The sequence below is a fragment of the Caldithrix sp. genome (assembly GCF_056497305.1).
Genome location: NZ_JBSMDE010000111.1, coordinates 1 through 12,585, shown reverse-complemented (window position 1 = coordinate 12,585; position 12,585 = coordinate 1). Strand labels below are relative to the sequence as shown.

The window sequence follows — 12,585 nt, the reverse complement described above, 5'->3', positions numbered from 1 at the left end:
GATCTTCTGTACGTTCGTAAGGCGAGGCCTGAATAAAGTTCTCAAATTCCGTATCTAATATCTTCTGTAAACTTTTTTCTACTAAAGCACGTAGAAAATCACTGTCATCCATTAATGATTGTTGAATATGACTGAGTATTGAATTATCTTTGTCTTGTCTTTTTGCCATATCCTTTCCTTTCTTGTTTGTTTTTCTTTTTTTTTTTGAAAAAATCTAAAGTTAGAAAGGATATGGCAATTTTTCACATTTTTGCCTTTTTACACAAATTTAAGGACTTAATCTTCGAGAATGATACTTTAACCCAAACAATCAAAATTAAAACAATTACTAAGGCCAAAATCTTTTTTGAATAAACATCAGAGAATAAGAAATACAATATAAAATCTATCATTTCTGGATAAGCTATTGATAAATATCCTGATTCAGGTGGAGAAAACGATGAAGACGACGATGGAATAGCTTATTTTGTCAAGCAGTACGATTTTTATTTTCCTAACCTAAAGGGGATATTATATATTAGAGTAGATGTTGAAGAAGGTAGAAGAGTTACGATAGGAGAGGCAAATTTCGAAGATTTCAGAAGTAAATATTGCCCTTTTGATTCTCAGGGAATTTTGAGATTGGAAAAATAATCGGTTTTTAGAAATCTTGATAATTAGGCCATTAGAACCGGGTGGATCACTGTATTTCCCGATGCCCGGCCAGTCGCCATACAATTTTGTCCCGAATAATCCGGTTAACCATTATGATGTGGCTGGGTTATTTCAGGTTTCTACTTGTCAAGCAGAAATTGAAATTCCCCACCTTGGATAAAAAAATTATGTTTTAGCTAAAAGTCCCATTTTTCGTTTCATAGCCTGTCAAAGTCCAGCCTAATTCCCCACCAAAATTAGAAAAAAGTTTCATCGAGTTTTAAAAAAATTCCAATGAAAATCATTAAAAACTCATTGAATTTTTAATGATTAGTGCGTATATTTTCTCGGAAAGGTTTTTAGCGTTCTGAAAAATACACACGTATGTCATTTCGAATGCCGATTTATCGGGGGCAGAAATCTTACAACATAAAAAAAGATTTCTCGGCTTTCCGACTTTCGGGACTCCTCGAAATGACACTAAAATTTGCATTTTGCAGAAAGCAACGGTATGGTTTTAAGAAAAGGAAAACAGCATGCCATTATCGCAGGTTAATGATCGTTTTCCACGTTTAAAACTGGAAAAGCCGCTTGAGACAAGAGATATGGCGAAATATATTACTGAACGTTCTACCTTAAGTCCTCCCGATATCATTGCCGTTATTTATGCTTTGCGGGATGTACTACTCCATAATTTATCCATTGCCCGTCCGGTTCGACTGGAAGGCATCGGTATTTTTAGACCGAGCATTAAACTGGACTGTACCTTACAAATTCGCTTTAAGGCGGATAAGTCGCTGGCGCAGGAATTAAATTTGCAAAAAAATAATTTGAAACATAAAATAACAAACCGGGAAAATTTAGGAAAAAGTTTAAGTGAACTGGAGGGGCAATCCGAATAGTTTTGAGCGTACCTCCTTTTTTACTTTTATTTTGAATACTTCCTTCAAAATATCTAGTCCCGCCACGGCGGGATGCCAAATTTTTAACGCTGCCTAATTACAAGCCATTTGAGTAGATGAACATTTATAAATCAAATTTTACAAAGCAAAGATTAAAACACCCCCTTCCTTTTTTTAAAGGGAAGGGGGCCGTGGAGATGGGTTTTAAAATAAAAGCTCAATTTAAATGCTTCGCCCGTACAAAGTCGCGGACTGAAGCACGAGTTACATTGCTCTTTCGAATGTTCTGCCAATGTAAGGGATTCTCAGAATGACATGCCGGCACGGTTCATCAACGCCTGGGCATAAGTTGCCCCTTTGCAAATTAATTCGTAATTCGTAATTTTTAATTTAAAAATGCTTCTCTGTGCGCTTTGTGGTTGATTAAATCCCTGTGGAAATGTTTATTGGTTGCGGCTCTGCTGCATTAGATGTTTTGAGGGAAGTATTCTAAGCATAAACTCATGAAAGCAACGTTACATTTCCAACCTTTGAGTTTCCGCCTATGATTTTTAAAAAATGTTAACAATTTTTTAAAAAATTAGGTTGAAATGTTAATTGTTTGTTTTTACTTTGAATATTCGAACATTCATTCTGTTTTTTGTGAATAAAATTGTGATAAGAGTTGAAGTTGATATTCTCTTGATGTTTTAATTTTAAATAAAAAAATGGAATTGCATGAAATACTTTAAATCAGGCTTTCCTTTAATACTGCTATTTTTGTTTAACTGCGGGGTTAAGCAACCGGTTGAAATGGAGAATGGAACCCAACAAACCGGCTCAGTTTTTGTGGAATCAACTCCGGTGATGGGCGCTGCCATCATCCTGGATGGGCAATCCACCGGTCTGACCACTCCCGACACCATAAAAAATGTCTCCCCTGGTCAGCACATTGTTCGCGTATTTCTTGATGGATATCAGGCCCTTCAAGATTCCATTCCGGTAGAAGTGGAGGCCGATCAGATTACCCGGGTTACCTTTCAGTTGCAAAAAATTATCACCTCAATTACATTACAGATTAACAGCGATCCGGCTGGTGCTACCATTTTTCTGGACGATCAAAATACGGGAAAAAAGACGCCGGACACTCTGGTTACCACGCCAGGTTCTCATAAAATTCGTCTGGAAAAAAATGGATTTATGATTAATGATACCACCATTGTTACCGGCCAGCAGGAAGCATTCGAACTGCACATGAATCTTTCCATTATTCAACGCCTTTTATTTGAATCCTTTGCCAATGTTTCCTGTGTACCCTGTGTGCCGGCTACAGAAAATCTACTGAAATTTAGCGAGGAACACGCGGCAGAGCACTACGTGATTATTGAATATTTTGCCAACTGGCCCAGTCCTAATGATCCGTTTTACAAGGCAGCGTCGAAAGACGTGGACCAACGGATAGGTTTTTACAACGTACAGACTCTGCCTACGTTAAAGTTGAAGGGGACGGTCGGTGTTGAGGCCCACAATTATGATGAAATTGTCAGCAAATACGATCAGGCTCTGGCTGCTCAGAACAGCGCGTTGGGTATTTCGATTGAAAAAGAATTTGTGGACAATCAATTGCGCGTTCGCGTTGAATTGTATGACTATGGTGCCTATCAGGCCGATTCCGATTTGCGCCTGTTTGTAGCCATTGCTGAAGATAGCATTCATTTCGACAATCCGCCGGGTTCAAATGGATTAAAAGATTTCGAATGGGTATTTCGCGGATTTTTGTCCGATCGCCAGGGAGATGCCCTGGACAAAGCGTCTTTTGACTATGTAAAAGATTGGCCCGCCAATTGGCAGTATAAAAACAGTAAAATCGTTGCTTTTATTCAAAACATACAAAATAAACAGGTTTTACAAACCGGGGTTAATTAAGGAGGAGCTATGAAGCTGGCACACATTTTATTGATCGTATTTTTTGTATTGAGCGGTGTTATGGCCGGTGTCAACAAGGTAACTACGGCCATACTCGACGAGTCCTTTGAGGGCTCTTTTCCGCCCTCCGGATGGACGAGATTTTCTGAAGGCTTTTCTTTAGAAGGTTGGGTTCAAAGTACTGAGAAGAGCCGAACCGGTTCGCATTCTGCCAAGGCTGAGGTTCAGTATTTGTATCCCTGTGATATCTGGCTGGTAACGCCGGCCCTGGACCTGTCGTCCGCCTCAAGGGCTACCCTATATTTTTATGAAGATGAAGACGGCTGGCAGGATGGCGGCGGTACGCACTACATCGGGGTTTCTACCACCTCACCGACTGGCGCTTCCAATTTTACGACTGTGATGACCATGACGCCTGCGGATCATACGATTGATGGATTTTCGGGCAATGTAGTTGAGGTGGACCTCTCGGCCTATGCCGGACAGAGTACGGTTTACATCGGCTTCCATTATTCCAATCCGGGTAGCCCGAATTATCAGTGGTACATTGACGATGTTAGAGTAGTAATACCATCTGATCACGACGTGATGACTTTATCACTGGATATGGATAGCCATTACGCTCCCAATTCTACTATTCAGCCTCAGGCAACGGTCAAAAATGAAGGGAAAAACAGCGAATCATTTGATGTCCGGTTTGGTTACTACGATTGGAATGACAATCAGGTGGTGCTGAGCACTAAAACAGTGAGCAATCTAGCTCCGGGGCAGAAAACACAGGTTACCTTCGATAATTACACGTTTGGTCAGGAAGGTTACACCTTTTTTGCCCAAACCGTGCTGAGCACTGATCAGGACGCCAGCAATGATGAGGCGACGCGCTTTGTCAATTCCTATGCCAGCCAAAAAGAAGTGGTGCTGCCGGAAGAGTTTACCGATACCGAATGTACTTACTGTCCGGGGGCAGCCGAAGCGTTAGATAGCCTCTATCATACTTACCCGGATAATGTGGCCATTATTGCTTATCATGGCGGATTCAGTGGCAACGATCCGTTTGATAATTCGTATGCGGCCGCCCGTCGTTCTTACTATGGGATTTCAGCCTATCCGACCTGTGTTTTCGGGGGCGACAGTCGTAGCGTTGGCGGCGCAGCGGCTGGCAGCGACTGGAGCGGAGTGTACAATAATTACGAAACGCTGTATCTGGCCGAACGTCAGGAATACACCCCTTTTACCATGGATATCGCCTGGACGGAAAACGGTTCGGATATTTCGGCTACGGCAACCGTTACTTACCAAAGCGTTACTTACGAAAAAAATCTGTTTGTTCGCTGGGCCCTGTGCGAATCGCACATCGCCTACAACTGGGAGACCAGTATGGACTCGCTGCACTTTGTGGAGCGCTTAATGATTCCTGATGAAAACGGAACCGAACTCTGGACAGATAGCAATGCTCCGGTGCAGGGTTCTCAGGTGCAAAACCAGATCACTTTTCAGATTCCTTCCGGCGTGGTCAAAGAGAATTGTGAATTAATCGCTTTTGTGCAGAATGACGATACCAAGGAAGTAAAGGTGGCGGCAAAGGTGAATTTGGGCAATCCACCAAGTACCGTTAGTCGTGGGCATTCCACGGTTCTGTCGTCCTTTCGGTTGCATCAAAACTACCCCAACCCTTTTAATCCTGTAACCACCATTACCTACGATTTGCCGCAGGCGACAACGGTTGAGTTAACGCTGTACGATCTCTCCGGCAAAAAACTGAAGCAGCTTGTTGCAGGCTTTCAGGAAGCCGGGCGCCATCAATTTCGCTTAAATGCCCAAAATCTGGCCAGTGGCGTTTACATTTACACACTCAAAGCCGGAAATTTCAAGGCCAGCAAAAAGATGATCTTGTTACGTTAAGAAAAACAAAATAAAAATCAGGTGGTACCAATGAAATCTATTTTAAACATAGTAATAATCTTACTCCTGGCCGGCGGTCTGTTTGCAGGAGACCTCTTTATTGACGTTCAGGATACCGTAGCTCAGGCTACACCAGGTGAATCGGTTGTTTTTGAGGGGTATGTTCACAACCTGAGCAGCGGGGTGATGGTTGTACAAATGACGCGTACGGTGAACGACATTCCCGAAAACTGGACGACTACGCTCTGTTTTGGGGCCAACTGCTACCCGCCTCAGGTTAGCGCCCCCGATGCCGTTGCTTTAAATCCGGGCGACAGTCTGTTTTTTGATATTGTGTTCAATACAGATGAGATACCGTCCATGGGCATGGCCGTTTTACGTTTTGAAGACCTGGTCAGCGGCCTGAAAGATTCTTTGACCTTCACAGTTTCGACCCAAATGCAACCGGCATTTAGCTATCACTTTGCCGATACCGCGGTAACCGTCATTGCCGGGGACGCCTACACTTTTGAAACCTATATCCACAATTTAACGGATTCGGCCATGGTCTTTCAGGTAACGCGAGTTCAAAATGATATTCCCGAGGAATGGGCTACCACCATGTGCCTGGGAGTTTCCTGCTACCCGCCGGGGGTTTCTGAGGTGAGTTCGGTGATTATGCCGGGCGATAGCGTGTTCTTTGATATTGTGGTCAGTACCGCCCAGCAGCCAGACAGCGGCCACGTACTGCTTCAGTTTGCAGACTTACTGAGCGGTCAGACTCTAAATCAACACCTGATAGTGATTTCGCAAATTCCAAAACCGAGCATTGCCGTGTGGGTTAAAGACAGTGTGGCCAGCGGAGCGGCGGGCCAGGAACTGGTGGGCGATGGCATGATCTACAATGTCAGTGATACCACGCAAAAGGTGGTCATCATTCGCAAGGAAAATCAATTGCCCGAAGGCTGGAGCTCCTCGCTCTGTTTTGAAAACTGTTACGCTCCGGAGGTCGATACCATTGCCACAGCCCTAAACAGTGGCGATAGCCTTGAATTTAGCATCCATTTTTTTACGACTGACCAGCCGGGGAAAGGCAGGGCTACCCTGTTAATCTTTGCCGAAGGTAGCAGCGATACACTGGAGCAGACTTTTACTGCAGAAACGCAGTCAACTGGATTGCAGAATGGCCCTTCGTTGCAGCCCAATTCCTTTTTGTTGTTGGGTAATTTCCCCAATCCCTTTAACAATGCAACGATTATCGAATTTGTTGTGCCGGCCAATACGCATGAGGTGGTTTTAAAGGTCTTTTCTACGTCGGGGGCTGTGGTCTTTTCTAAACGATTACATAACATAATCGCAGGACGAAATTATTACAGATTCAGTGCGCCGGAGCTGGCCAGCGGACTTTATTTTTATCAGCTTACCGCCCGAAACCATTTAGGGCGGATGGAACACCAGCGTGGTAAAATGTTATTGATCAAATAATTGTTGTGTGGACCTGAATTTAAAATTCTAAAGAGAATGGGGTAGATGAAAATGTGGAAGAAAGTACTGTTATTGGTATTGCTGTTCAGCGGATGGGCGCTGTCTCAAAATTTCTCTAAAATTGCCCTGAATGATTTAAAGGGCAATACATTTCAGTTCTCTGAAAATCTGAATTTCGATGCCACCGTGGTTACCTTCTGGGCCACATGGTGTTTGCCCTGCCAAAAAGAGCATCCGGCCTTGCAGAAGTTAAAAGAAAAATACGGGGATCGTTTGCAGATCATTGCCATTTCAACCGATTCCCCGCGCAGTATGGCCAAAGTTAAAAGTTACGCCAGAACGCACAAATATGATTTTGTCTTTCTGGTAGATCCGGATCGGGAAGCTGCCAGTGAATTACTGGTGAATGAAATTCCCCAAACCTTTGTCCTGGATCGTAAAGGGAAGGTTGTCTATCATCATACAGGTTACCGTAAAGGGGATGAGGAAGAATTGGAAAAGGAGTTGTTGAAATTATGGAACGAACAGTGATTAAGGATGATTCATGAAAGGCGTGTTGTGTGTTTTCTGCTTTCTGATTCTGATAAGCCAGGGAGTGTGGGCCCAGGTTACTTTTCGGAATCAATTGGAGTACACTCATTGGCAATCAAGGGACCTCGACATCTGGGAAAGCTGGACAGACGTTACCTATCAGCGTGATTGGTGGCAAATAGGCGGGCGGTTCGAAATCAATGAACCGCCTGATCCTACCATTTTCCCAGCGGATACCTTATTGAAACATTATGAACTAACCTTTATCTACGCCCGCATTCGCAAACGCTTTCTGGACGTGACGCTGGGCAATTATTACGTCATGTTCGGCCGCGGGCTGACTTTACGCACCTATGAAGACCGCAATTTACGCGTGGACAATAATTTATTTGGGGCCCGCGTCGCCCTTAACTTCAATCGCCTGAAATTTCAGGTTTTAACGGGCAAAATGCGCGACAAATACAATCGGCGTAAAGAATGGTTAAGCGGCGCTGATGTGGAATTAAAGACCACTAAAAATTTAAAAATCGGAAGTAGCTTTCTGTATCAGCACCATCCACAATATTTTAAAGAGCAAACCGCATTGTGGGCCGGTCGGCTGAACTTTTCTCACGATTTTTTTGATCTGTACACGGAGATTGTCAAACCTCAATGGCACAATAAAGTGAGTTATTATCTGGCTATGAGCGCCTATGGTGAAAAGTGGAATGCTCTGCTGGAATTAAAAGATTACAATCAGATGTCTTTTCAAAATGCCTACCTAACGGAGTACAATGCAGCCCCTTCGTTGACCAGAGAACAACCGTTTTCAATGTTGAATCGCCACCCCCATTTTTTAAATCAAAATGACGAAACCGGCTATCAGATCGAATTGAATTACACGCCACGGCCTGAATTGCAATTCATTGGCAATCATGCCCAAACTTTTACGCATAGTAAACGGCGCATTTTTCAGGAATATTATCTGGAAATGGTGCATTACTGGAAAGAGAATCTGGAATACCATCTGGTGTTTGACTGGAATTTTGATTTTTCTACCAATACACAAAATATTACGCCCATTCTGGATGCAACTTACGATTTTTCCGATCGCGATCAATTGCATCTAAGTGTACAGCACCAACACACCAGAAATCGACTTGATCAGAGCGAATACGACAATGAATTGCTTCTGCTGGAATATTCGCGTTCTCCCTGGGTCAGTTTTGGGCTGGTGGGAGAGTACACCAATCGGTTCAAGATTCGAAATGTGCAGATGGACCGCCATCAATGGCTGTACGGACAGCTATCGTTTAATTTCTGGAAAAATCAACGCCTGTCCATCCTGTACGGTACGCGTCGAGAAGGCTTTATTTGTGTGGGCGGTATTTGTCGTTACGAACCGGAATTTGAAGGGGTAGAAATTAAATTGATCAATCGCTTCTGAGCGTTAACTGCTTTTATCTAAGGCAGCAGAGCCGCAACGTAACTCGAGCTTCAGCTCGAGACGTTGTAAGGGCGAAGCATTTTTTGCAAAGACTTTCTCAAGAGCAATTTTAACTTGCACACAAAGAGGCTGCGCTAATTGAAACAACCTTCAGGAAAATGCTTCGCCCTTACGCCTGAGAAAGATTTCTCCGCCCTGCCCGTCGCTTGCGCTCCATTGTACAATTCAACTTTTGAACCATCCAACGATGAAACAATTTTCGCATCCCGCAAAGCATGACTGATGTTTTGAGGGAAGTATTCTAAGGCGGTACAGCCGCAACCAAAATCAACCGCAGAGAGCACAAAGATTTCGAAAAAAAATATAATTTATTGACATTTAAGGCGAAAACTCAGCAAAGCGGCACAATTTGCTCCCCCTTCCCTTTATTAAAAGAAGGGAAGGGGGCCGGGGGGTTAGGATCTTTAACACAAAAATTTTCGCATCCTGCTGTGGCGGGACTAGATCTTTTGAAGGAAGTATTCTAAGGCAGCAGAGCCGCAACGTAACTCGAGCTTCAGCTCGAGACTTTTATAAGAACGAAATGACAATCAGTGAGGCTTCGTGCCGAGCGTCATTCCAAATCCCAATCCTCGGGGACATGCCCGCCCGTCTGGACGGCTGTCCAGCCGGACAGGCCCGTCTGGCCACCGGACAGGCCCGTCTGGCCACCGGACAGGCCCGTCTGGCAGGCGCAGCCGGACAGGCCATTCAACCAATCAACAATTCAACAGTTTTATTTCCTTACACTGCACTGAGATGCATTACCTCTTTTTAGGGAAGTATTCTAAAAAACCTGTTTAAACTTTTTGTAAATGTGGCTTTTAACTGCGCTGAGTTACTTTGAATGATGTTGAAGAAAAATTAAGAGTGCGATCTGCAAATTAGATTGAAGATAAAAAAAGGGGCCTGAGGCCCCCAGATCTTTTCATGGCAAGGCAAAGTTGTATTATTTTACGAGCATCATTTTGATGGTTCTGGAATATTCATCTGCTTTAAAACTGGCAAAGTAAACCCCGGAAGGCATCAGGCTGCCAAATCGATTGCGACCATCCCAGGTGTAGGTGTAGCGTCCGGCAGTCAGACTTCCGGAGTAGAGAACGGCCACCTCTCTGCCCAGTACATCGTAGATAACCAGTTTTACATTTTGCACGTTTTGCGGCAAATCAAACTTTAACGTAGTGCTTGGATTGAAGGGATTGGGATAATTACTGTACAAAAAGAATTTTTCCGGAACACTGCGGCCATTTTGCGTGATGGCGCTTGGGGTGTCGTCCAATGGCGTATTATCTGTATCGCTGGCCACTACCGGAGAGTATTTGGTTGCGTTATCGGATTCATATTGCTGCCCTTCCATCAGAGATTGCTCAAAGCTTAGTCCCGAGGTCTCATTGGAATCGGCAATGACCATGGTAATGTGCATCAATTGCGTGGGCGTGGTTGGTACTTCATTACCGTATTCCGGGCTTCCAGGGTAGTTGTACTCAACGGTCACGGCAAATCGCGAATCGGTGTTATCGGTGATGTTGACAATGCTGTAATATGGAGCGGGAGGGCCAAAATCACCCTGCAACAAGGTGCCTTTTTCTACGGAAACATTATTGTTGGCTGCCACATTGGTACCAAAGCCAAGGGTGTTGTAATTAATGTACACCAGGTTGTCTCCCAAACGCGAACCCGCAGCGTCGGCCTGGGCCAATACATCAAACTCGAAATACATGACTCCATTGGAACGCGTGATCATTGTGTTGCCAAATGTAAAGGTGATTCCTGTGGCCCAGGACAGATTGGCCAGTAATAACAGCAGAAGTGTAATTTTACTTTTAAACATTTTATTTCTCCTTTTATTTTAATTACTTTCTTTAATTTTAAAAAGGAACATAAGTTCCTTTACCTACATTTTGTTGCCAGAAATCGTTTTTATCGTCATTTTGAACCTGACCGTTTACATTAAAATCAGCCGATTTGTAACCGGCCCCGCCGACCTGGTTATTCCAGTAATCGTTCTTATCATCATTCTGAACCTGGCCGTTGGCATTGGCATCACCGGTGGGAATGGCAAACACGCCGCTGGCTACTTCGACTAAGGGTAAGGAACCGTAGGCCTTGTCCTGTCCGGTGGTCATGTCGTACAGGGTGGTTTCGGCAGAAAGAGTTAAGGGATTGGCAGTCATCACAGGCAGGTGGTTGCGATGCCGGATCACCACGTAATAATTGCCATCCGCAATCTCCGAAAAACTAACCGGACTGTAACCATCGAGATCGGTAACCATACCATCCTTCCGAATGAAAGCGCTCCTTGAGGCTACAGTAGAGGCAGAATCCGTTCCCGTTCTTAACTGAACCTGGACCCAATCCACGACAGAGTCTGGAGTGTTCAACACAATCTCATCTCCGGAGTAATTCCAGGGAGAAGGCGAATAGGGTTGGTTTTGCGGAATAAATCCCTGAACATTTAAACTGGTGCTCATGGTATCGGCTGCGTAAGGGCCCTGCAAAAAGGATTTTAAAGCCACGTTGACGCGCGTTCCGTCTTTAATCAGCACATCATCTAACCAGATTTTGCCTGCTTCGCCGGTCTTAAAGTAAAAGGACATGCCAAAATAGTTCATGGCCGTGTAATAATCATCCTTGGCCGCGCCGGCCGAAACTAACTGGTCAAAATTACCGTTGGAATCGTATTTGAGTTCCCAGACGCCGGCCGAATCTCTGGTGACTTCGATTCCCACCAGAGAATTAGGCTGCCAGTCGAAACTGGTAGTAAGAAATAGGGTGTCTGGCTGACTGTTGGTCAGGCGCCACAATGAAAGGCTATCGGTAGCGCCGGACAAATTAACGCCTACAGCGTAGCCATTGACATCGGTTGTGTCGTGCACCATAAGGTAAACCCAAAATTTTACAGCTGAACTGGGATCGAATCCACCGTTTTTTAAATTAAAACGCCAGGTAATAATTTTATGGCTCACATCAATGCTGTCTAAAGCATGGGTAATGTGGCTGGCACCGAAGGTGTCGGCCAGGGCATGTTTTAAAGAGTAAGAACCATTGATGGGGTCGATTGTGGAAGCCGTCCAGTTAGTATCCGGTATTTGTTTCCAATCAGAGATATCCCCATCTTCAAAATCATCGCTTAAGTAGATGGTCTGTCCAATAGCGCCACTAATTCCTATGGCTAATAAAATAATGAAAAGAAAATTTTTCATTTTTCCTCCTGAAATTGATCGTTCCTTTGTTAACATCTTAATGCTTTTTATCCAAAAAACTATGATCTGGGTCATAGTTTTACGAAATTGTTTAACTTACAGGTTATTTTCGGCTCATTTACCAAAAAGTTAACGGTATTTTGCTTAATGATCACATATTGATTAAAAGCTTTAAACAGTCATCGGAACGTTTCTCTAAGGCAGCAGAGCAGCAACCAAAAAACTTCTTTAAAAAATGACAGTCCGGTGCCCGTAACCCTTTAACTCTTACACTCATATACTTTTAACTCTACTTTTCTAACAGCAGAAGTCATTTCACGAATTAGCCCTCACCCCCTCGATCCCCCTCTCCCAGAATAAAAGTCTGGGAGAGGGGGAAGACCTTTGTGGTAAATTTTCTCACCTGTGTTGGAGATTTTCTACTATAGTCCCATTAACGATTATTGGAAATTTGGAATGCGAGTCCGATGCCCAATTAGCTGTACGATCGGTTATTACAGAGATCGGCGAACAGGCGGTCTGGTCGGCTGTCCATCCGGTTGTAGCGCAGCGGAAATCCCGATTTTCGGGGACAGGCCCG

General features: G+C 44.0%; 9 protein-coding genes. 7 read left to right on the top strand and 2 right to left on the bottom strand.

All coding sequences use genetic code 11. The features are described from left to right. Positions 1 to 1,169 precede the first annotated feature (1,169 nt). The 7 genes from ACWB0I_RS09405 (at position 1,170) to ACWB0I_RS09375 (ending at position 9,580) form a co-directional block, all read left to right on the top strand. On the top strand, positions 1,170 to 1,535 hold the full coding sequence (locus tag ACWB0I_RS09405) for an HU family DNA-binding protein (protein ID WP_479387805.1): 366 nt from the start codon (positions 1,170 to 1,172) through the stop codon (positions 1,533 to 1,535). Between the two features lie 717 nt (positions 1,536 to 2,252). Further along, positions 2,253 to 3,440 (top strand): PEGA domain-containing protein, encoded by a 1,188-nt coding sequence (locus ACWB0I_RS09400; RefSeq protein WP_479387804.1) that lies wholly within the window; start codon positions 2,253 to 2,255, stop codon positions 3,438 to 3,440. Between the two features lie 9 nt (positions 3,441 to 3,449). After that, a complete protein-coding gene (locus ACWB0I_RS09395) occupies positions 3,450 to 5,342 on the top strand; it encodes a choice-of-anchor J domain-containing protein (protein ID WP_479387803.1) in 1,893 nt (630 codons plus the stop codon). 30 nt (positions 5,343 to 5,372) lie between these two features. After that, positions 5,373 to 6,806 carry a T9SS type A sorting domain-containing protein gene (locus tag ACWB0I_RS09390; protein WP_479387802.1) on the top strand — a complete coding sequence of 478 codons (1,434 nt, stop codon included), beginning with the start codon at positions 5,373 to 5,375 and terminating at the stop codon, positions 6,804 to 6,806. A gap of 45 nt (positions 6,807 to 6,851) precedes the next feature. Continuing rightward, positions 6,852 to 7,337 carry a TlpA family protein disulfide reductase gene (locus ACWB0I_RS09385; RefSeq protein WP_479387801.1) on the top strand — a complete coding sequence of 162 codons (486 nt, stop codon included), beginning with the start codon at positions 6,852 to 6,854 and terminating at the stop codon, positions 7,335 to 7,337. A 13-nt stretch (positions 7,338 to 7,350) separates the two neighbouring features. Continuing rightward, a complete protein-coding gene (locus ACWB0I_RS09380) occupies positions 7,351 to 8,763 on the top strand; it encodes a DUF6029 family protein (RefSeq protein ID WP_479387800.1) in 1,413 nt (470 codons plus the stop codon). 640 nt (positions 8,764 to 9,403) lie between these two features. Next, entirely contained in the window at positions 9,404 to 9,580 is a 177-nt protein-coding gene (locus ACWB0I_RS09375) for a hypothetical protein (protein WP_479387799.1), read from the top strand. Positions 9,581 to 9,751: 171 nt separating this feature from the next. On the opposite strand, the gene ACWB0I_RS09370 is transcribed toward ACWB0I_RS09375, so the two are convergent. Together ACWB0I_RS09370 and ACWB0I_RS09365 are read right to left on the bottom strand one after the other, a co-directional pair. Further along, positions 9,752 to 10,633: a FlgD immunoglobulin-like domain containing protein gene (locus ACWB0I_RS09370; protein ID WP_479387798.1), complete on the bottom strand. Its 882-nt coding sequence runs from the start codon at positions 10,631 to 10,633 to the stop codon at positions 9,752 to 9,754. 37 nt (positions 10,634 to 10,670) lie between these two features. Further along, positions 10,671 to 12,005, bottom strand: coding sequence for a hypothetical protein (locus ACWB0I_RS09365; RefSeq protein WP_479387797.1), 1,335 nt, complete (start codon positions 12,003 to 12,005; stop codon positions 10,671 to 10,673). Positions 12,006 to 12,585: the final 580 nt, after the last annotated feature.